Consider the following 22,688-nt stretch of genomic DNA (forward strand, 5'->3'; position numbering starts at 1 on the left):
AAAACGAGAACATAGAGTGAAAATTTCTCATTTTAATTTCTTCTAAAAGAAGCATAAAAATACTCGCTTGTCGCTTACAAGCGAGATTAGTGTGTCAATAAAAAACATCTAATAAAGGCATAAAACGCCCTCACGTCCATCTCAATCAAGATCAGGTACATTGGTGGTCAATAGAATGAAGCGATCAGCTTAGTTCATAAAACACCCGTTTTTAACATTTGTGAACGTATGATCATTCTTAAATGATCTATGGACTTCAACCGTCCATTTTCCTCATAATACCAAAAGGTCCAACCATTACAACTCTGCGAATCTTGAGCCTTTCTTCCCATTGCGTGAATTGAGCCCGCTTCACCACCATGCATAATCGTACCATCAGCTCTTACAATAGCAGATACTTGCTTCTTACGATCATACAGAACTTCTCCAGGATAGAGTAAACCTGCTTCAAGCAAACTGTTGAATGCTACGCGCGGTTCTGCTTTTTTTCTATCCAAAATCGCTAGTTCTGGTTGCGCTAAAGGTTGAACCGCCGCAATTCTCTCACATGCTGCATCGATGTAATCTTGCTCGCGTTCAATCCCAACAAAATCACGCCCTAAAAGCTTGGCAACAGCACCTGTTGTTCCCGAACCAAAAAACGGATCGAGAATAACATCACCAGGTTTACTAGAAGCCATAATAATACGCGCTAATAACGCTTGCGGTTTTTGTGTTGGATGTAATTTACGCCCCGAATCATCCTTTAAACGTTCAGCTCCAGTGCAGAGAGGGAAAAGCCAATCTGAACGCATTTGTAGATCTTCATTTGCCGCTTTTAAGGCATCATAATTAAATGTGTACTTTTTATCTTTTTGATCTCGCACGGCCCAAATAAGCGTCTCATGAGCATTTTGAAAACGGCGCCCTCGAAAATTAGGCATCGGATTATTCTTGCGCCAAATAATATCATTAAGCATCCAAAAACCTAAATCTTGTAATGCCGTCCCAACCCGAAAAATATTATGGTAAGATCCGATAACCCAAAGTGTTCCGTTGGGTTTTAATACACGACGACAAGCAAGCAACCATGCACGAGTAAAAGCATCATAAGCAGCAAAACTCTCAAACTGATCCCATGCATCATCAACCGCATCAACAAGCGAATGATCTGGACGGTATAAAGCTCCATCCAATTGCAAATTATAGGGTGGATCCGCAAAAATCATATCAACAGAATGTTTTGGAAGTTTTTCTAAAACGGAAACACAATCTCCTTTAAAAATTTTATTGCGCCATGGCATTTGTGAGGGAGTACGAAGGAAATCTTTTTGAAGCTGAATAACTGTCATGAAAAACCCAACAAAATTAACTGAATTTGCCCTATAATCAACCAAAATAGTTTATAGGCCCGCATTACCAATCTATATTTACAAAATAGCGTAAACGTATCGTTAAAGTTCTACAAAATTGATAATTGTTTTTGTTTTTTTAGTAAAAAAACTTTCATATGAATGAAACCTTAATTTTCTTTTTTTCAATGTACTGTTCCCATATCTTTTATTTCGTAAAAGAATTAAGAATCATTTTCAAAGCGTATTTTTATGAAATAAGATCTTCTCAATATCGTTTTCATGAAAGTTGTCCATCTCGTAACATGTAAAGGAATATCTTATGCCTCAGATAGATCTTATTATTTTTGATTGTGACGGAGTTCTCGTCGACTCTGAATATCTTGCAGCAAAAATTGGATCTCAATTGCTCAAACAAACAGGATATGAAATATCACCCGAAGAATTGAGTGAGCGTTTTGCAGGGCTTATCTTTCGCGATATTCTTAAACACGTTGAACAGGAAACAGAAAAACCTATTTCTGCTCATCTCATAGATCAAATGACTAATATTTTTCGTACACAAATAAAAACTAAATTACGGGCTATTGATGATGTAAGAGAAGCTGTAGAAATTATCCAAACACGCTATCCCTACTGTATCTGCTCTAATGCAAAAAGCGTAGATATAAAAGAGATGCTCACCACGGTTGATCTCTATGACCTTTTTGAAGGTAAAATATTTTCAGCACCTGAAGTTGGAACAAAAAGAACGAAACCGGCCCCTGATGTTTTCCTTTTTGCCGCACAACAATTACAGGCAGAGCCCCAAAACACTATCGTTATAGAAGATTCACTTCATGGTGTACACGCAGCCATAGCAGCAGGCATGCGTGTCATCGGCTTTACGGGAGGATCACATAGCTATCTTGGCCACTCTAATGCACTTGCAGAAGCTGGTGCAGAAACAGTTATTGCAAAACATGCTCATTTAGGAGAAGTCTTAGAAGCAATGGCAGTATGGCGAGATCTATTATAAAAAATCTCTTGAATATATCAATTTGTAAACTCTTGTAAGAAGCATTTTTATTCAAATGTCCTGCTCTTCTCGCTGCTCCTTTTATAATAACTTCAATAAATGCGCAATTCACGACACGGGTGAATTGCATCTCAATGTGAAGGAAAAATATAGCACCTCATTGAGATCATAAGTCTGTTAACCATTGCACGTACTTAAAAAAAAAGCAAAAAACAGGGGTGCAAACTCATAAAAATTAAACCCTGCTTATCTATCTCAAATCCAATATCCCACTCCCAACCACAGCAGCTCATCCTGATAAATTATTATATTTGTCAAAAAAGAAATATTACGATGCCTTGCTCGATAAGATGTGAAAATTGCTAACCTCTTTCATCTGATCAAAAAAACACACACTATGGTAAAATTGTAAGGGATGTGCATATTGATCATGGAAAAAATATTAAAATTCGCGGAATCTATGGAACACAAGACTTTATTGAAAATGACAAATGCGTCCTTGTTGAGTTACAAAGGCTTATATTTACTCAATCCAAATCTCATAAACTTGTTGAAGGCTTATTTACTTTGCTGCTTAAATAGTATTTTAACAGCATCAATTGGTACAACCTCCCTAAGATTACAAAAAACAAAAAGAATACACTCTTATGAAGATGTGCATTTTATAAAAAATATTTCATACCAAGTAATTTACAGACAATATATTGATTTATAATCATAATTTATCATGATTCAAATTAAGCAAAAAAACCGAATATTGTAAGATTCTCTCATTTCAAACCTAGATATGCTGAATTAAATAAATAAAGAAATAAAAATGCCTTTTAATGAATCATCTCAAAAGGCAAAAATTGTAGCAACATTAGGAGCGAGAAAAGTGTATGGCAATGCCATCTTTCTTCTTTATAAACGTCAAAAATTCTGATGCCCTAAGAATTTTATATTATGGGGGCTTTATCATCATATCTATCATTGCAAAATAGGCTTGAGTACCTTGAGAACGGTTTCTTTAAAAAAGCACATAAATATGAAACATATAATCATGTTAAACAAGCGACAGCGATACCAATAGTTGCTTAAAATTTTCCGAAAGCACTTAATAGCCTTTTTAAATAAGCAATGAAATCAGATCTTTTCAAAAGTAATCCACTTTCTAAAAATAAAAGCGGCTTTTCAGTTTGGAAAGAAGAAAGTGTTGAAAATATTATCTAATGCTGATCTTTCGGCACTCATAAATATGTCTAAATTATATTCTTCTATACACTGCCTTGCATCATAGTAATATGCTGTTCACATTGGCGATAAAAAGATAATATCATTTATCTCTATCCAATTCGAGCTCTACTTTACACTATGAGAAAATTGTACATTTTTTAGTATCTATAACATATTATTATCTATAAGATAAATGTATATATTTAATAGTAAATTAAGCAGTATTATTCTGCTATCACGATGCAATTAAATAACCCTTGAATAATAATTTAATAATATCTATAGAACACACATTCTACAATAATGACTATCTATAATAAATACTATAAATAATAAAATTTTAGCGTGTCCATTCATATTTTAATTGTTAATAATATTTTTATAACCACATCATAATTTTCATTTTTTCTATTATACTATCGATAATAAATAATTTTTTATATATTTAATATGTAAAAATTTTGATCAATTTTATTATCTATAAATGTATTTAAAAAATATATTAATGTCATTTTATAAAAATTATACGATAACCATATGTTATTTTATATATAACACATAATAAAATATTGTATAAAGTTTTTAAAAAATATAATTTGTAATTATTACTGTTACTTTTTTACAATAACGTTTATAAAAATTATAGTTATATTTTTATATGTATTTTTATTATTGACTAAAAATACATATTGAACTATATTACTTGTGTATAGTGTGAGATACATAAACATTATGTATATTTCTTACATATATAACTTAAAAATATTTGAGGTAAAGTTATGGTAAAAATATTTAAAAATTATATTTTAAGCATTTTTATAGCGAGCACTTTTTTTATTTCACAAACTGTAAATGTTAATGCAAACTATTTGAAAAACGATACTCCAAAAGAGGAACTTTCTGTTTTCCCAATGGAACAAGTAAAATATGCGAAATCCGATGTAGTTTCTACGACTGCTTTCTATGCTCCGTCTGTAAATTATCAAACAGAACATGGAACAATAGGTGAAGGAAAATTTGAAAAGGTCGTTGAGCCTATGACTATAGGAATGGGGCTATTGTTTACTGGACATGTAATGAGCTTTATAGGATCGATAATAAGTTGGATAAAGGACATAGTATTGATGTTCAAATAATTCAACCTCGTCTAGAACTCTATAATAATAGCTTTATTATGTGGCTATAATTCATTGTAAATAATTACATAATGAAGCTCATTATGCTACAAAATATAAATGTTGTAGATTACATCCAAATATCCAAAGTATAAATTAAGTATAAATTTACTCATATATATTGAATAGTATAAATCTTTGAGGTAAATTATGATTAAATTATTTAAAAATCATATATTAAGTATTTTCATTATGTCTGCCTTTTCTCTTTCTCAGGTTGTAAATGTGCATGCAAACTCTTTACAAAATAGTACTCATCGTGAGAATATTTTTGTTTCTGCAATAGAACAGAAAAGAAAGGATGCAGTCCATACCGTTTCTCTCTATAGACCTAGTCTAAATCGTGGAGTGGGTAATGAAGCTACTATTGAAGGAAAATTTGAAAAGGTTGTTGAACCTCTTACACTCGGGGCTTTTGGTATGGGGATGGCACTTGGATATGCATCAAGTACGATAGGCATGTTTTTAGGATGGATAATAAGTAAAATAATATTGTATTTTAAATCTCGTTAAAATTGAAATTTCATCAGAATAAGACCTTCTCATATGAAATATAAACTATGAACATATTCCGTGTTTATCCATTGTTGATGACAAAAACTAATGAATTATCACACTAAGAGTGAAAAAAGCTTTAAATGCTTCTGTTTCTCTCAATGTGCACTAATTCTGCCGATGCATCTATTCAATTCAGATTAAAATAAAAGTATTGGTGGTAAACTATGATTAAAGTATTGAAAACTTACGTATTAAATATTTTTATAGCAGTTGCTTTTCTGCTTTCACAAGTTATAAATGTTCATGCCAATCATTTGAAAAATGATACTCAATGGGAAACTGTCTCTTTAATAGAACAAGGAAAGAAAAAAGCTATCGATATAGCTGCTCTTTATGTCCCAAGTTTCACTCATAAAGCAAAAAGTGAATCTGCCTTTGAAGGAAAATTTGAGAAAGTGTTTGAACCAATTACGCTAGGAGTTTTTTCTACAGTAGGAGCTTTGGGTTTTGGATTCTTGACTGGATCTGTTATGGCCATATTTAGCGGGATAATCGGATGGGCAATAGGAAAAATTAAAGGCAAATAATTCAAAGATACTTAGTTATTTTTTTCTATTTAAAATGAAAATACTTTACAGCCTGCTTCCCATCATTTAGCAGGCTGTTGTATGTTTTCTATGGATAAACTTTAGGTTACCATACTGTATAGCACAAATATAATATCTATTATTATACAAAGTGATAAATTAAGCTAAAAAAGATTATTCAAAGTATAGATTTGCGCACGAAATGCCATAAAATTACCTTATAAATCTTCCAATGTGAGTCCTGAGATGTATCATTTTAACATTCAGTTTAGCAGATTTAATTGTTACAAAGTATTAAGAGCATAAAATAACTATAAATGATTGAGTTTTATACAAAAGTTCTTCAGTAAATACCATTCTATCTATTTAATTTTATTATTTAAGAAGGTGTACAAGTGAAGATACGTTGTAAAATTTAAGTGAATGAATGATAGAGAGAAAATTTTTGACTGTAACAGATTTTCTGTGAACATTTGGTGTTTATATCTCAAAAATAAAAATGCTTAAGGCTATTTCCTTTCATTATTGAATTAAAAAGAAGAAAAGAAGCTCTATCCATTTAATAATTTAAATATTATGAAAAACGTGAAATAAATAACTTCACCAATTTGCCAGAAATAAAAAAAGGATAAGACTTATGGAATATATCAGCACGAGAGGTGAAGCTCCTGCTTTAAGCTTTACGGAAACAATCATGACAGGGTTGGCAAGTGATGGGGGACTTTATTTGCCAGATAAATTTCCTCAGCTATCATTTGATGCGTTACGAGCACTTCGTGGTCAGTCCTATACAACAATTGCTAAAACTATTCTGTGGCCCTTTGTGAATAACGAAATCGAATATACAGCTTTTGAAAATATGATCGCTGAATCTTATGCAACCTTTCACCATCCAGCAATCTGTCCGTTACGACAAACTGGAGCAGATGAATTTATCCTTGAACTCTTTCATGGTCCTACTTTAGCTTTTAAAGATGTAGCAATGCAGTTTCTTTCTCGACTGATGGATTATGTTTTGACTGAAAAAAATAGATGTGCAACGATTATTGCTGCAACATCAGGTGATACAGGAGGAGCTGCAATACAGGCTTTTGCTGGAAAAGAACACTCAGATATTTTTATTTTATTTCCTAAAGGACGTGTATCGCCTGTTCAACAACGGCAAATGACAACCAATCATTGTTCCAATGTTCATGCCATTGCCATTGAAGGAAATTTTGATGATTGCCAAGCTCTTGTCAAAGCAATGTTTAATGACCACAATTTTCGTAAAAAAAGAGCACTTTCAGGTGTTAATTCTATAAATTGGGCGCGTATCATGGCGCAAATTGTTTACTATTTTTCATCTGCACTTTCTTTAGGAGCACCTGATAGAGCTGTTTCATTTACTGTTCCTACTGGAAATTTTGGTGATATTTTTGCAGGTTATGTCGCAGCCCGTATGGGATTACCCATTGCTCAACTGGTCATCGCAACGAATGATAACGACATCCTTGTACGTACATTGACCAGTGGTACTTACAAAACACAACCAATAGTCCATACAACATCACCTTCTATGGATATTCAGGTCTCTTCTAATTTTGAACGTTTGCTCTTTGAAAGTGGCAATCGTGATCCAATGTGGATTCGCAATGCAATGGAAAACTTGAAAAAAACGGGTCTCTTTACTCTTGATGAAAAGCAACTCAAAAATATTCGTTCCCTATTTTCCGCTGGAAAAAGCAACATGGCTGCAACAGCTCAAACAATTGATAGTGTCTATAAGGAAAGTGGCTATCTTGTTGATCCACATACAGCGGTCGCTCTTCAAGTAGCGCGTGAAAACAAAAAACCGCATATTCCAATGATCGTTCTTGCCACGGCTCATCCAGCTAAATTTCCTGATACTATTAAAAGCGCTTGTGGCCTTCATGCTCCATGGCCATCTCATCTCAATGATGTAATGAAACACGAAGAACATTTTATAAATCTTGCTAATGATGAAAAAATAGTAAAAGATTATATTTCTTTAAAATCGCGTGCATCTTATTAAAGTTAGCTGCATTAATTTAAATCAAGAATATTCTGATACCCTTACAATGAGGTATTTAGCTTATTTAATGGAGTTGTAAATACATGGATGTAGATATATGTCGCCTTAGTAATGGTTTGACTATCGCCACACATACAATGCAACAAATTGATAGTGTTGCCCTCGGAATATGGGTTAAAGTGGGCTCACGCAATGAAACCTCCACACAGCATGGTATTGCTCATCTTCTTGAGCATATGGCTTTTAAAGGAACCGAAAACCGTACTGCTTTTCAAATTGCAACCGATATTGAAGATGTTGGCGGTGAAATCAATGCTACAACCAGTATTGAAACAACAGCTTACTTTGCACGTGTTCTTAAAAGCGATATCCCACTTGCTATAGATATTTTAGCCGATATTTTAATGCATTCAAAATTTGACGACGATGAACTAGAACGAGAAAAACAAGTAATCTTTCAGGAAATTGGTGCTGCCCATGACACTCCTGATGATATTGTTTTTGATCACTTTACAGAAACAGCCTTTCGTCATCAATCCCTTGGACGCTCTATTTTAGGAACAGCTAAAACTATTCAATCATTTACATCTACTGATCTCCATGATTTCATCAATAAACAATATAGTGCAGATCGTATGATTGTCGTTGCTGCAGGAGCTGTAAAGCACGAAAGTTTCTTGCGAGAAGTTGAAAGTCGTCTTGGTACTTTTCGCTCCCATTCAACCGCACCTCTTACTAATCTTGCAAATTATGTCGGTGGCGACTTTCGTGAATATCGCGATTTAATGGATACACAAGTTGTTCTAGGGTTTGAAGGACGTGCTTATCACGCGCGTGATTTTTATGCAGCCCAAATTCTTTCTATCATTCTTGGTGGTGGTATGTCTTCACGTCTTTTTCAAGAGGTAAGAGAGAAACGTGGATTATGCTATTCTATTTATGCTTTTCATTGGGGATTTTCAGATACTGGGCTTTTTGGTGTTCACGCAGCTACCGGACAAGAAGGGCTCAAAGAACTTATTCCTGTGATTCTTGATGAACTTTCCAAGGTCAGCAAAAATATTCACGCCAACGAACTGCAACGAGCACAAACGCAATATCGTGCAAATCTGACAATGTCACAGGAAAATCCCTCTAGTCAAGCACATCTCATTGCTCGCCAAATACTCCTTTATGGTCGACCAATTCCAATATCGGAAACAATTGAACGCCTCAATCTCATCACTCCTAAAAGATTAACTGATTTAGCACATCGTCTTTTTACAAACTCCACTCCAACACTAACTGCTGTCGGACCTGTAGGACCCCTCATAAATTTTGATGATTTAACGTCAACTCTTTCATACAAGCTAAAGTAAAAACTTCTTTTCAAAGCAGCATCACAATAACATCACATATTTTATCATAAAATTTACCACAAAAGCTCTCCTCATTAAATAAGTTTTGGAAATATTGGGCAAATAGGCGTACAAAACTACCCAATTCATACTTCATGTGATAAAGATTCTAATAAGTGAAGGTATATCCGTGAAATCTGGAAATTCATGGTTTAACTTTGCCCTTTTAAAATATAAAACTTCATTCGCTTCAGGTTCCATTGAAGCAAATGGGTGTGTGGTCTATTTGTATATAAAATCACATAACTTAAGAAAAAGTGATAACAATTTATTATGTAAATAAATTATAAAAGGTGGACGTTTTTTCTCAAAAGTCGAAATGAAAATTAAACATCCTAAAATATTGAGAGTGGGACATTGTGAAGAGTTTGCGTAAAATAATTGACATCATTTTCATTGTAGTCGTTAGTTCTTTTGTCCATCTTACATCAGCACAAGCAATTGAACCAGTTAAAATTTCTTCTCAAGATGCTGCTCTTGATCTCTCAAAAGCAATTGAAATTCACCATACAAACAACTCTATTTTTCAAACAAGTACAGCACCAGGACCAGATGGTATTGTATGGCGTATTGAAGTGCAGGCAAAAAATGAAAAATTTTCCGGAAATTGGGCAGTTTTTTCTCTTGCAAATCCAACAGATGAACAAGTTGATCGTCTCATCGTTGCCCCCCATTACCGCATGGCACGTTCTGGATTTTTTTGGCCAGACCTTGGATCATCAAGGATTCAATCCATAACGCCAAGCGAAGGTTTTTCCCTCGATCGTCAACTTAGTGCAAACTCTGATATCTTTCGTATTACCCTTAACCCTGGTGCTGTTATTACATTTGTGGCCGAACTTAACTCTGCAAATCTACCGCAAATCTATTTATGGCAACCTGAAGCTTATAAAGATGCAATTAATTCTTATACGCTTTATCATGGTATTCTTCTTGGGATATCAGGTCTCTTAGCGCTTTTGTTAACTGTTCTCTTCGTCGTCCGTGGAACAGGGCTGTTTCCTGCAACAGCGGCAGTTGCTTGGGCAGTGCTTTTTTATATTGGTATTGACTTCAACTTTTTAAATAAATTCTTTGCAGTTACACTCACAACCCAACCAATCTGGCGTGCTGGTACAGAAGTAGCACTTACTGCTACACTCTTCATTTTTCTTTTTACCTATCTCAGCCTTAACCGCTGGCATTATCATTTTAGTTACGGTGCTATCGCTTGGACCATTGCGTTTTGCAGTCTAGGAGCCTTTGCTATTTATGATCCCATCAGAGCAGCTGGAATTGCGCGTTTGTCTTTTGGCCTTACCGCTGTGCTTGGTATAATATTAATCATCTATTTCTCAATCAGAAGCTATGACCGCGCCATTATGCTTATTCCAACATGGTTGCTCATTAGCTTTTGGTGTGTTGGAGCCTATGCCTGCATAGCTGGACATTTAAACAATGATATTATCCAGCCAGCATTAGCGGGAGGATTAGTGCTCATTGTTCTTCTCATAAGCTTTACTGTCCTGCAACAAACTTTTTCTAATGACGCTTTCCATGAAGGAATATTTTCCGACCTTGAACAACAAGTACTCGCAGCAAAGGGAGCTGGAAATATTATTTGGGATTGGAATATTGAGCGTGATCGTATTGTTGTACATCCAAACATGGCAACCCTTTTTGGTACTGAAATTCATAACCTCAATGGACCTATGCGCAACTGGATTTCAGCCTTGCACCATGATGATCGTGAACGCTTTCAAGCCGTATTGGATATCATTCTTAAAAATAAAAAAGGGCGCATTGATCAAATTTTTCGGCTTTCTTCCGGTGGTGGTTATTATCATTGGTTTTCTCTTCGTGCACGTCCGGCTATGCAAAAAGATGGAAAAATCACACGTGTCATTGGAACCATTGTCAATATTACTAACCATAAAAAATCCGAAGAACGCTTATTGCATGATGCAATCCACGACAGTTTAACTGGACTTCCTAACCAACAAATTTTCTTTGATAGACTACAAAATTATACCTCTTTAGCGAAAGCAAATATCAAAATTAGACCAACTGTCTTTATGATTGATTTTGACAATTTTCGCCAAATTAATCGCAAATTAGGCATAGCAGTTGGGGATACTGTACTGCTTATAATCGCACGTCGTTTAAATCGTCTCATTAACTTTCAAGACACCTTATCGCGTCTTTCAGCAGACCGCTTTGCAATTATTTTACTCAGTGAAACCGAACCACAAAAAATTGCAGCATTTGCAGATCATTTGCACAAAACAATTTCAGCACCTATTTCACTTTCAGAAAATAAAATAATCCTTTCAACCTCTATCGGATTGGTTACATGGAGTGAAAGCCGGTCGACGGCTAAAGATATTTTTAATGATAGTGAGTTAGCGATGATTCGCGCAAAACAAATGGGTGGGAACCATATTGAACCTTTTCGTCCTAATTTTCGCACTTTGGGTCTCGAACATAATACTCTGGAGAAAGATGTCCATTATGCCATAAAACGTAATGAGATGAAAATCCTCTACCATCCTATTCTTAATTTATCAGACGGACATATTATTGGTTTTGAAACAATTGTAGAATGGCATCATCCCACTTATGGAAATTTAAATGTCTCTGATTTCATAAAAATCGTAGAAAATGAACAAATTGTTATGGATTTGTCACAATTTATCATCGATAATGCCATTATTGATCTTATAAATGTACAAGAAAAGTTTTCCCAACAATCTTTCTTTATTTCAATTAATTTACCAAGCGCAGAAATGATTCATCCTCGTTTTATCAGTCAATTGCGTGCCGCTTTGCTTCGCCATCCGCTCCACAAAGGGCGTCTGATGATTGAAATATCTGAATTTGTCTTAAGAAATAATCCTGAACAATCAGCGCACTTTCTTGAACAAATTAAAACACTTGGAATGAATCTCGCACTCGATAATTTTGGAACAGGTTATTCGTCTCTGACCTATCTCGTACGTTATCCATTTGATATGGTTAAACTTGATCGTTCACTTATCTCAATCGACTCTCTTAAGAAGAAAATTGTTCTAAAGTCTATCATTAATATGGCAACAGATCTTAATTTGCAAATTATCGCAGAAGGTGTTGAAAATGAAAAAGAAGCAATCTTCCTCCGTCAAGAAGGCTGTAAATATGTTCAAAGTACACTTGTGACGAAACCGATTGCCATAGAAGAATTAATTACGCTCGTTCAGAGCCATTTCCCTTATAAAATAAAAACATAAGGGATAAAATAACGTGTAAAGTTAAAAAGCTTAGAAAAAACTCTACGCGTGTCCCATTTCAGAAGCAAGATAAGTTGGATCGATACCCATGCGTGTTAAACTTTTATCATACTTGCAGCTTAAATCGCTTTCAAAAAGAAAACTAGGTGATGTAGAACTGATTAGCCAACCATTTGTAGAAATTTCTGCCTCAAGTTGCCCCGCTTTCCATCCAGCATAGCCTAATGCGACCAGTGCATGTTGCGGACCTTGTTCGCAACTGATCGCTTTTAATATATCAATTGTCGCAGTAAAACAGATCTTATCCGCAATAAAAACAGTTTCTTCACAAGCATAATCATCTGAATGAAGGACAAAACCACGCGAAGGATCAACAGGACCACCATAGCGAACTGGAAACTGTTTTATTGGTTCAGAAAGACTTTTTTTTTGGCCACTGTCTATGATTCCTAAGTGAAGCAAAAGCTCTGGAAAATCAATGTGATGCAATTGATTGAGAATGATGCCCATCGCACCGGCATCAGAATGCGCACAAATATAAATAACAGAACGAATAAAGCGTTTGTCATTCATCCCAGGCATTGCTATGAGTAATTGTCCACCTAAAAAGCCATTACACCGCTTCATTAATCTGTTATTCTCCATAATTGACATGATAAAAATTTGTTCATTTAGCACACTAGGAAAATAAAACTCCAATGAAAAAAAGTTATATATTTACAAATTTACAAAATATCGCAACTTTCTTTTATAAAAAGCTTTTAGTTACTTTAAGCTTAACATTCATAGTTTTAGAATTACTTAACATTCCTGTAAATGCTCAAACAGAACAAAAACTCCAGCTTTTCGCAACATCTTGGTATGAATCAGATGGTGGTCGTATCCGATTAGCGATCACTGAACCTTCTCTTTCTGGAATAAGAGAAGGCATTATTGAAATTGAGCTTAAACCAGGATGGAAAACTTACTGGCGTAATCCAGGTAATTCTGGCATGGCACCATTTTTTAATTTCAACCAACAGATTTCTTATGAAATCTTTTATCCTACTCCACAGCTTTTTGAAACAGAAAATGATTGGTCATTAGGTTATAAAGATAAAGTAATATTGCCCTTCAATCTTTCTGGTTCAAGCAAAAATTTAAGTGGTGCTTTCACTCTTGGATTATGTCACAAAATCTGTCTTCCATTTACTGTTAACTTTGATTTTTCGCCATCTGCTCTTAAAAATAAACAGCTTCCTGCTTCCTTCTTAAAAAAGGCGCAAAATTCTTTGCCCCGCATGACGCAGAATGCACTAAAAATAAGTGCTGAAAAAAATAATAGTACCCTTCTTATAAAAATACAAAATAACAACAAAACCACTCCTTCCTCTCTCTTTTTAGATGGAGGAGAAATGCAAATTGGAGCAGCAAGAAAAGTCAGTGTTAACGCAGAATATACACTCTTCAGTGCTCCACTCTATTTCACACCAGAAGAAATAAACCAAAAAATTTTTTATACAGTTGCTTTTAAAGATCACGCCTTAAGTGGAACATTCATATTCCATACGCAGCCAACCCCTCTTGCGTCTCCGTGATAAAAGAAAAAGCTCTCAAAAAGCAATTATGCTGGAAAACGTCCATTTTCACGATATTGAGTAATTGCTTTGCGAGCAAGGGCATCTGCGCGTTCATTTTCTGGATGTCCCGCATGCCCTTTTACCCAGTGCCATCTAACTGTATGACAAGAACTAGCATCCTCAAGAGCTTGCCATAGCTCCATATTTTTAACAGGATTTTTTGATGCAGTGCGCCAATTATTCTTTTTCCAATCTTCAATCCACTTAGATATACCGTTACGTACATAAACTGAGTCTGTATAAAGATCGACCAAACAGGGCTCTTTAAGCGCCTTTAATGCACAAATTGCCGCCATGAGTTCCATTTGATTGTTTGTCGTATGGATCTTACCGCCATAAAGCTCCCGTTCATGACCATTCCAGCGTAAAATTGCTCCCCATCCTCCAACTCCAGGATTCCCTGAGCAAGCACCATCTGTATAAATTTCAACGACTTTTTGTTGAGTTGCCATAAAATTTAAAAACCTAATTCACTTAGCGAATTTACATTACTGAAAAAACAAAGCTTGTGCCAATACTCCCATGGATCTTTCTTAATAACAAAGCTATTAGGCGGTGTATTAAACCAATCATATAGACGTGTGAGTAAGAAACGTAGAGATGCACCACGAGCTAATAAGACCATCTTGTCCAATTCTAAAGGGATCAATGGTCTTATTTTTTGATAATTTTCCAATAACTTACGTGCTTTGGTAAGATTATAGGAATGATCAGGCTCAAAGCACCAAGCATTTAAACAAATCGCTAAATCATAAGCAAAAAAGTCATTACAAGCAAAATAGAAATCTATCATCCCAGAAAGACGATGATTCACAAAAAAAACGTTATCATTAAATAAATCTGCATGAATAATGCCTATTGGTAAATTACATGGCCAATTTTCCTGTAAAAAAGCCAATTCCAACTCAATTTTTTGTCCAAATTCTTTTAACAATGCATCTTCTTTGGTTTGACAACGTTGCCACAATACCTTCCAATCCATAACAGAAAGAGTATTTTTACGACTGAGTGTAAAATCCTGTCCTGCTAAATGTAATTGTGCTAACCCCGTCCCCACTTCGCCACAATGATCTATATTGGGCTGGCGGATCCACTCTCCTTCCAGAAAAGTAATAATAGCAGCAGGACGTCCTGCTAGTTCACAGATCATCATTCCATCATTTTGAATAACAGGTTGAGGACAAGGAATTCCACGCTGTCCTAAATGCTGCATCAAGCGACAAAAAAAAGGTAAATCATCTTTTGAAATACGCTTTTCATAAAGTGTTAAAATAAATCGCCCTTGTGTTGTCTCTAACATAAAATTAGAATTTTCAATCCCCTCTTCTATACCTTGATAAGACAAAAGTGATCCTATTGCATAACGTGTTAAAAACACTTTTAAATCATTTGGGTGAATATCTGTATAAACGGCCATTATTCTGCTTTCGTTGTAGACATGTCTGTATTCTGATTTTCATTTTTTGCATTATTTGCTTGACCATTAACGAAAGCCATATCTTGAGACGTTAAAATGACGTCGCGTAATTCGCGACTCACTAAAAATTTTTCCGTTTCTACCACTGTTTCAGCTAATTCTATTGTGACATCATAACGCTCACGAAATGCTGAAATAATTTCATCAATAATAATTTCAGGAGCCGAAGCCCCTGCTGAAAGACTGACTATAGAAAGAGATTTTAGGTTTTCAAAATTAATTTCATCAGCGCGCTGAACTAAAATAGCTTGCCGCGCACCAGACTTTTCGGCAACCTCTACTAAACGTCGTGAATTAGAAGAGTTTGGTGCTCCAACAATCAAAAACAAATCACTCCCCTTTGCCGCTGCTTTAACCGCATCTTGTCGATTCGTTGTAGCATAGCAAATTGATTCAGCCGCTGGTGCTGCTAATGTAGGAAAACGTTGTTGTAATATATCGATAATTCCTGCAGTATCTTCAACAGAAAGCGTTGTTTGTGTAACAAATCCTAATTTATCTGGATCATTGGGTTGATAATGCAAAGCATCTTCTATCGTTTCAATAAGCGTCACAACCCCTTCTTCAAGCTGTCCCATTGTCCCTATCACCTCAGGATGACCAGCATGACCAATCAATATAACATGACGACCATGACGTTGATGTCGTATCGCTTGTTTATGAACTTTCGAGACCAACGGACATGTTGCGTCGAGATAAAACAAATTATAGTATCGTGCTTCTTCTGAAACAGATTTTGGTACACCATGAGCAGAAAAAACAACTGGTTGATTGCGATGTTCTTCTGGAATCTCATTAAGTTCTTCGACAAAAACAGCACCCCGTTGCTGTAATCCCTCAACTACGTAGCGGTTGTGTACAATTTCATGACGAACATATACTGGAACACCATATTTTTTTAATGCAAGCAGAACAATCTGGATAGCACGATCAACCCCTGCACAAAATCCACGTGGACCACAAAGACGTATCGTTAAAGGGGGAAGTCCAGACATAAATCATCCTTAATCTCTATAGTTTTAGCTATATATTCAAACAACCTATTATTATACATGAATAAGCAATGTAAAAAAACGTGCAATATCATCTTTTGCATAAGAACACACTCTATCGTGTTTTCTTACAGCATTTTCTTGAAGAAAAGCTCTTTTAAAATTTGCTCTTTCATTTTACGCAACTAAAGAGCGATAAAATACCAAACAAGAGATTCAATCAAAAGAATTCCAAAGATAGCTGCCAAATAAAGTAACGAAAAGAAAAACGTTTTTTTGGCCATCAAAATAGTTTCATTATGTGTATCAGCTTTCCATAAACGATAGGCAAAATAAATAAAGATAATGCTTAAAATTGTTGAAAAAATACCATAAAAAATTCCGCCAAGACCAGTAAAGCAAGGAGCAGCAGCACACAATGCCATCAAAACAGTATAAAATAAAATCTGTTTTTTTGTTGAATGTTCACCTCGTACATTAGGCATCATAGGGATACCTGCAGCCTCATAATCAAGAGATGAAAATAAAGAAAGAGCCCAAAAGTGAGGGGGGGTCCACATAAAAATGATTAAAAATAATAAAAAGCTATCAATACTCACTGTCCCTGTTGTCACGGCCCATCCAATCATTGGTGGAAAAGCCCCAGAAGCACCACCAATAACAATATTTTGTGGTGTGATACGCTTTAACCAAATTGTATAGATAACGACATAAAAGAAAATCGTAAACGCAAGAAAAAATGCCGCAAACCAATTAATGAAGCTCCCCATAACCAATACCGAGAGCATAGAAAGAACCATGCCAAAAATAAATGCCTTTTGGGAGCTGATTTTACCCATGGGAATAGGACGCTTTTTAGTCCGTTCCATCACAGCATCAATGTCAGCATCATACCACATGTTCAGTGCTCCCGCACCACCGCCACCAGCAGCAATACATAAAATTGCTAAAAAACCATACCACGGATTGATAGGAACAGGCGATACAAGCAAACCAACCAGAGCCGTAAAGACCACAAGAGACATAACACGTGGCTTTAATAATGTGATGTAATCACCAATACCGGATTTTGGTGGCGTTGATTTACCATTCACAACCGATAACTCTTCTGAAACTGACATTCCACTCAAAGCCCTTTTCCATTTCTGTCATTCACAAATCCAATATTATCTGACAAATATTATCTAGCGTATGGAAATGACCCATTAAGACCAATCGTATTTTTGAGAAAATATGAAATATCTCTTTCGCACGTATCCCCTAAAAGTAAATGGAAATATTGGCAATAAAAATACATTTTTTCAATCAACGTTCTCTCCACATTACAAATGTATCATAAAAATATATCATATGAATTAATATATTTGGGTAAATACTGATTTTGTGTTATGGTTTTTTATGGGGAATTCATTTTTTTATGTAAATCTATGCATGGTTGTGGGTGTTGAGTCGGATAGGATTTTCTGTGATACTTTATAAATTACTCAAAAAAACTTTTTTTATTGGTGCTGTTCTTTACACGCTTTATAGTAGTTTTATCAGTCATGCATTTGCACAAACACCCTATGTACAAGATGTCCCTGCTCCGCAAACCTATGGTGCATGGACAAAAGTGTGTTCTCTACCACCAGGTACACCTAACATGCAGTGTGAAGTTGTACAAAACGTTCACACACAAGGGCGTCAAGATATTACCTTGCGCGTTACATTTTATAAACTTCCTCAAAAGCAAGGTGCCTTGATGCGTGTTTTTGTTCCGATTCGCGTTGAATTACGTCCTGGCGTTGGAATTAAAATTGACGATAAAAATATGGGCAGAATGGAATATCGTCGTTGTCTTGGTGATAATTGTGTTGCTGAAGCCTTTCTTAAAGAAGATATATTGCAGCTCTTTTTAAAAGGAAAAATGGCAACCTATTTTATCTTTACAACTCCGGAACAAGGGATTGGAGGTTTTGTTGACCTTCATGGTCTTGGCGACGCCTATGCAACCTTACCGACATGAATGAAATCAATACATTTTAAACAATCAAAATCTCATCGTATATTTTGAAAGATTCTTAAAATTAGATTGATAAAAATCTTCTGAGCCCCCATAAAAATAGGATAATTCTTATGAAATCGCTGATTGATCATTTTGATATTGCTTCCTCTAAAGTGCAATCACTTATACAGGAAACACTTCATCATGCTGATGATGGTGAGCTTTACCTTGAGTACACAGAAAGCGAAGCTCTTTTATTTGATAATGGACAGCTTAAAAACGGCTCATTTCATCAAGATATGGGATTTGGACTACGCGTTGTTGCTGGAGAGGCTACTGGATATGCTCACTCTAGTGAGTTATCAGCTGCTGCACTCAAACGTGCCAGTGAAGCTGCTAAAGCTGTTACCTATAATAATCATGCAGGGACTTATAGCATAGCACCTCAACAAACAAACAAAAGGCTTTATCAACCGCATAATCCCCTTGATGCTCCATCATTTGAAGAAAAAAGTGCTCTTTTGCAAAAAATTGATGCCTATTTACGTGCTAAAAATGATAAATTGCATCAGGTGACTGTTTCTCTTTCCGGCTCGCTACAACATGTTGAAATTTTACGTGCAGATGGTTATTTGGTTCGTGATATTCGTCCCCTTGTGCGACTTTCTATATCTGTGGTCGCAGCTGAAGGCAATCGTCGTGAAAATGGTTTTTATGGATGTGGAGGGAGACAAGCATTTAACCAATTTATTCATGAAGACAATTGGAAAAAAGCCGCGGATGAAGCCTTACGTATGGCTTTAACAAATTTAGAAGCAGAAGCAGCACCTGCTGGATCTTTTGATGTTGTCTTAGCTAACGGATGGCCTGGTGTTATGCTCCATGAAGCCGTAGGTCATGGTTTAGAAGGTGACTTTAACCGTAAAAAAACATCGGCTTTTGCTGGACTTTTAGGACAACAAGTTGCAGCAAAAGGTGTTACAGTTGTTGATGATGGAACAATTCCACAATGCCGTGGCTCTCTCACTGTCGATGATGAGGGGACCCCTTCAGGATATAACGTTCTCATTGAAGATGGAAAACTCGTTGGTTTTATGCAAGACAGACTTAATGCACGGCTTATGGGAGGTAAATCAACTGGAAATGGACGGCGTGAATCTTATGCTTATGCACCAATGCCACGAATGACCAATACAATCATGCTAGGAGGAGATAAAACACCTGAAGAAATCCTTTCTTCACTTAAAAGTGGTATCTATGCTGTTTCATTTGGTGGAGGACAAGTTGATATTACTTCCGGAAAATTCGTCTTTGAATGTACTGAAGCATACCGAGTAGAAAATGGCAAAATTTGTGCACCAATCAAAGGTGCAACTCTTATTGGAAATGGACCGGATGCTATGAAACGTATCACAATGATTGGTAATGATAGTAAACTAGATAATGGTATTGGTATGTGCGGAAAAGCAGGGCAAAATGTCCCTGTTGGTGTTGGTCAACCTCATCTTCGAATCAATAATATGACAATCGGTGGAACTGCGCTTATAGAGGAATAAGCTTGCTCATTCCTTCCCAGTATTGCCTCCTTCTCGTCTATTATGACCATTTTGTGAGGGGGAGATTACAATGAATTGATTTATAAAGATAATCTAGCGTTATTCATATTGTATTAGAACCTTGAATACCGCAAGATTCTCTCATTTTAAATCTGTGTCTGTTGGATCAATCAAAATCATTCGTTTATACGTTACAGGCGGGGAGAGTTATATGGATAAAAACTGTACAAGAAAAGACTAAAGATTCCTCTTATGGGCCGTCTCAAGTACCAAGAGTTTTAAGAAACATTAGGGGATGGCAAATATAACGACGGCACAGGCTTATTCAGACACATCTTTTTCGTAAGATATTAGTCTTTTGTGTGGGTTTTTTGTGTGGGGTAACTTGTCTTTTATATTTCATAATAAAAAAGCTTAAAAGAAAAAAGCACTTTCTACATTCAGTGCTCTTAGCTCAACGAGAAAAAGGTTATTATTATAGATAAATTTTGGAGAAATTTTATAATAATACACAGGTCAACTTTTAAAAAATCTTCATAGTATTAAAAAACTTTCAGGCTAAAGTTTCCAACCTTTCTTTTTTTTCTTTTTGCTCAAAACAGCAACAACTTCGACATGTGGTGACCATAAAAATTGATCAATCGGTATGATTTTTTCTACTGTATACCCCCCTGCAACAAGAAGAGATAAATCACGAGCAAATGTAGTAGGATTACAAGAAATTGCCACAACACGTGATACTGTTGTCTTCGCTAATTCACGTACTTGTTGCTCTGCACCAGCACGGGGAGGATCAAAAACAACACTCTCAAAACATTCAAGTTCCTTTACAGAAAGGGGATGTCGGAAAAGATCACGTTTTTCACAAGTGACCGTTTTTAAACCAGTCGCAAAACGTGCTGCTGTATTTAGATTTCTTAATGCATCTTCATTATTTTCTACTGCATGAACATTCATCTTTTTTGCCATACGCAAGGTAAATGTTCCTACCCCTGAAAACAAATCAACAGCATTCTTTGCTTTTTTTAAATGAGTCAAAATAATATTGCCCATTATATTTTCAGCTTCACAAGTTGCTTGCAGAAAACCACCAGAAGGAAATTCAACACGGACATCTCCAAAGTAAATCTCTGGTTTTTCTCGTTCAACCAAAACTTCACCGTCAACAGATAAACGTATAATCCCATATGAAAGAGCAGCACTGATCATTCTCTGACGAAGTGATTCATGGTGTATAATGCAACCGCTTAAAGCAACATCTAAACCATTTTCAACACATGTTATCGTAACATGAAACCGTTTGGCAGAGCTCTTTAGACAAGCACAGAGCTCTCTGATATTATGCAACTGAGAAATAAGCTCTGGACGGCTTACTGGGCATTCCTCAAGAGCTACAATCTCATGAGAGAGATAACGGTTAAAACCAACTTTTTGCCCCTGTGGGGTCATGGATGCTGTTAGAGTAATCCGCCGTCGGCTATAAGGTTTACATTCTATTAAAGGCGCAACAACATTATTAAGTCCATACTTTTTAAGCGCCTCAACAACCAATTGTTGTTTCCATACGCGATAAGCATCCATATGCCAATGCTGAAGAGTACACCCTCCACATTCTCCAAAATGCTGACAAAGAGTATCAATGCGTTCTGATGATTTTTCTTTTAATGTTATATATGTTGCATATTTTCCATGAACAGTAATTTCAGCACACTCTCCTGGTAAAGTAAAAGGAACAGAAACGAAGCCGTGAGACGTCTTAGCAATACCATAACCATTTGCTCCGATATGATCGATTATGACATTGTCATTCACTCTTGTTTTTCTCCGAATAGTAAATATTCCACGTTGCCATCACCACCTGTAATAGGGGAAGAAATTAAACCTTTTGCACTCCACCCTGTTTGTGTATTTAACCAAACAAAAAGCGCCTCAGCAGTTTCTTTAGCACTTGATGGACTTAATATTCCTCCCTTACTAAAGTGTTTACGACCAACCTCAAACTGAGGCTTTACCAGTAAAACAGCTTGGGCACCCTTCTTGGCTAAAGACAACACGGGAGGCAACGCAAGTTTGAGCGAAATAAAGCTAACATCTGAAACGATAAGATCAATTTCTCGCCCACCTAAATGTTCCTGTTTAAAATCTCTGACATTCAAGCCTTCTAATAACGTTATAGCACTGTTGCCCAATAAACGTTTATCAAATTGATGATGCCCAACATCAACGGCAATGACATGATCTGCTCCACGTTCTAAGAGAACTTGCGTAAAACCACCTGTTGATGCACCAACATCAATGGCTGTCACTTTGTCCGTTACAATTGGAAATGCATCAAGTGCAGCAATCAATTTTAACGCTGCCCGAGAAACATAATTCTGCGCTGGATCACAAACGGTAATCTCTGCATCATCAAAAACGATTTGCCCAGCTTTAAAAACGATTTCTCCGTTAACTTTAACAGTTTGGCGCATAATTGCATCACGTGCGCGTGAACGTGTCGTAAAAAAGTTTTTTTCAACTAAAAAAATATCGAGTCTTTTTCTGGAAGCCATCTCATAC

The 22,688-nt window shown here is 35.9% G+C and carries 18 protein-coding genes; 10 read left to right on the forward strand and 8 right to left on the reverse strand.

What is annotated here, in order from left to right; translation table 11 throughout:
- Nucleotides 1-194: 194 nt before the first annotated feature.
- Nucleotides 195-1,283: a site-specific DNA-methyltransferase gene (locus ACFIMP_RS00970; protein ID WP_375613050.1), complete on the reverse strand. Its 1,089-nt coding sequence runs from the start codon at nt 1,281-1,283 to the stop codon at nt 195-197.
- Between the two features lie 370 nt (nt 1,284-1,653).
- Between ACFIMP_RS00970 and ACFIMP_RS00975 the strand changes: the two genes are divergently transcribed.
- The 7 genes from ACFIMP_RS00975 to ACFIMP_RS01005 all read left to right on the forward strand — a co-directional run bounded on the left by ACFIMP_RS00975 (nt 1,654) and on the right by ACFIMP_RS01005 (nt 12,501).
- Nucleotides 1,654-2,349, forward strand: coding sequence for an HAD family hydrolase (locus tag ACFIMP_RS00975; protein WP_375620663.1), 696 nt, complete (start codon nt 1,654-1,656; stop codon nt 2,347-2,349).
- A 1,994-nt stretch (nt 2,350-4,343) separates the two neighbouring features.
- The gene (locus ACFIMP_RS00980) at nt 4,344-4,700 is read left to right on the forward strand and encodes a hypothetical protein (protein WP_375613015.1); all 357 of its coding nucleotides are present in this window, start codon (nt 4,344-4,346) and stop codon (nt 4,698-4,700) included.
- A gap of 189 nt (nt 4,701-4,889) precedes the next feature.
- Nucleotides 4,890-5,252, forward strand: a complete 363-nt coding sequence (locus tag ACFIMP_RS00985) for a hypothetical protein (RefSeq protein ID WP_375613016.1) — start codon at nt 4,890-4,892, stop codon at nt 5,250-5,252.
- A 209-nt stretch (nt 5,253-5,461) separates the two neighbouring features.
- Nucleotides 5,462-5,824 carry a hypothetical protein gene (locus tag ACFIMP_RS00990; RefSeq protein ID WP_375613017.1) on the forward strand — a complete coding sequence of 121 codons (363 nt, stop codon included), beginning with the start codon at nt 5,462-5,464 and terminating at the stop codon, nt 5,822-5,824.
- A gap of 637 nt (nt 5,825-6,461) precedes the next feature.
- Complete coding sequence (gene thrC / locus ACFIMP_RS00995; protein WP_375631597.1) at nt 6,462-7,859, forward strand: threonine synthase; 1,398 nt, start codon at nt 6,462-6,464, stop codon at nt 7,857-7,859.
- Nucleotides 7,860-7,942: 83 nt separating this feature from the next.
- Nucleotides 7,943-9,217 (forward strand): M16 family metallopeptidase, encoded by a 1,275-nt coding sequence (locus ACFIMP_RS01000; protein WP_375611135.1) that lies wholly within the window; start codon nt 7,943-7,945, stop codon nt 9,215-9,217.
- A 398-nt stretch (nt 9,218-9,615) separates the two neighbouring features.
- A complete protein-coding gene (locus ACFIMP_RS01005; RefSeq protein ID WP_375606401.1) occupies nt 9,616-12,501 on the forward strand; it encodes an EAL domain-containing protein in 2,886 nt (961 codons plus the stop codon).
- Between the two features lie 42 nt (nt 12,502-12,543).
- Here ACFIMP_RS01005 and ACFIMP_RS01010 read toward each other — a convergent pair whose 3' ends face one another.
- Nucleotides 12,544-13,128 carry a YqgE/AlgH family protein gene (locus ACFIMP_RS01010; protein WP_375613019.1) on the reverse strand — a complete coding sequence of 195 codons (585 nt, stop codon included), beginning with the start codon at nt 13,126-13,128 and terminating at the stop codon, nt 12,544-12,546.
- A 71-nt stretch (nt 13,129-13,199) separates the two neighbouring features.
- Between ACFIMP_RS01010 and ACFIMP_RS01015 the strand changes: the two genes are divergently transcribed.
- Nucleotides 13,200-14,078, forward strand: a complete 879-nt coding sequence (locus ACFIMP_RS01015) for a protein-disulfide reductase DsbD domain-containing protein (RefSeq protein WP_375613020.1) — start codon at nt 13,200-13,202, stop codon at nt 14,076-14,078.
- A 26-nt stretch (nt 14,079-14,104) separates the two neighbouring features.
- On the opposite strand, the gene rnhA is transcribed toward ACFIMP_RS01015, so the two are convergent.
- The 4 genes from rnhA to cyoE form a co-directional block, all read right to left on the reverse strand.
- A complete protein-coding gene (gene rnhA, locus ACFIMP_RS01020; protein ID WP_375613021.1) occupies nt 14,105-14,572 on the reverse strand; it encodes a ribonuclease HI in 468 nt (155 codons plus the stop codon).
- 5 nt (nt 14,573-14,577) lie between these two features.
- Nucleotides 14,578-15,537, reverse strand: coding sequence for a homoserine kinase (locus tag ACFIMP_RS01025; protein WP_375613022.1), 960 nt, complete (start codon nt 15,535-15,537; stop codon nt 14,578-14,580).
- The gene (gene ispH, locus ACFIMP_RS01030; RefSeq protein ID WP_375611130.1) at nt 15,537-16,592 is read right to left on the reverse strand and encodes a 4-hydroxy-3-methylbut-2-enyl diphosphate reductase; all 1,056 of its coding nucleotides are present in this window, start codon (nt 16,590-16,592) and stop codon (nt 15,537-15,539) included. Before ispH ends, ACFIMP_RS01025 begins: the two co-directional genes overlap by 1 nt.
- A gap of 182 nt (nt 16,593-16,774) precedes the next feature.
- Nucleotides 16,775-17,710, reverse strand: a complete 936-nt coding sequence (gene cyoE / locus ACFIMP_RS01035) for a heme o synthase (protein WP_375613023.1) — start codon at nt 17,708-17,710, stop codon at nt 16,775-16,777.
- 344 nt (nt 17,711-18,054) lie between these two features.
- Between cyoE and ACFIMP_RS01040 the strand changes: the two genes are divergently transcribed.
- Both ACFIMP_RS01040 and tldD read left to right on the forward strand, forming a co-directional pair.
- On the forward strand, nt 18,055-18,594 hold the full coding sequence (locus ACFIMP_RS01040) for an invasion associated locus B family protein (protein ID WP_375613024.1): 540 nt from the start codon (nt 18,055-18,057) through the stop codon (nt 18,592-18,594).
- A 110-nt stretch (nt 18,595-18,704) separates the two neighbouring features.
- The gene (tldD, locus tag ACFIMP_RS01045; RefSeq protein ID WP_375611127.1) at nt 18,705-20,129 is read left to right on the forward strand and encodes a metalloprotease TldD; all 1,425 of its coding nucleotides are present in this window, start codon (nt 18,705-18,707) and stop codon (nt 20,127-20,129) included.
- Nucleotides 20,130-20,687: 558 nt separating this feature from the next.
- Here tldD and ACFIMP_RS01050 read toward each other — a convergent pair.
- Together ACFIMP_RS01050 and ACFIMP_RS01055 are read right to left on the reverse strand one after the other, a co-directional pair.
- On the reverse strand, nt 20,688-21,941 hold the full coding sequence (locus ACFIMP_RS01050; protein WP_375685901.1) for a class I SAM-dependent RNA methyltransferase: 1,254 nt from the start codon (nt 21,939-21,941) through the stop codon (nt 20,688-20,690).
- Entirely contained in the window at nt 21,938-22,681 is a 744-nt protein-coding gene (locus tag ACFIMP_RS01055; RefSeq protein WP_375613026.1) for a TlyA family RNA methyltransferase, read from the reverse strand. Before ACFIMP_RS01055 ends, ACFIMP_RS01050 begins: the two co-directional genes overlap by 4 nt.
- Nucleotides 22,682-22,688 lie beyond the last annotated feature (7 nt).

The sequence above is a fragment of the Bartonella sp. AP65SXKL genome (assembly GCF_042195725.1).
Lineage (GTDB): Bacteria > Pseudomonadota > Alphaproteobacteria > Rhizobiales > Rhizobiaceae > Bartonella.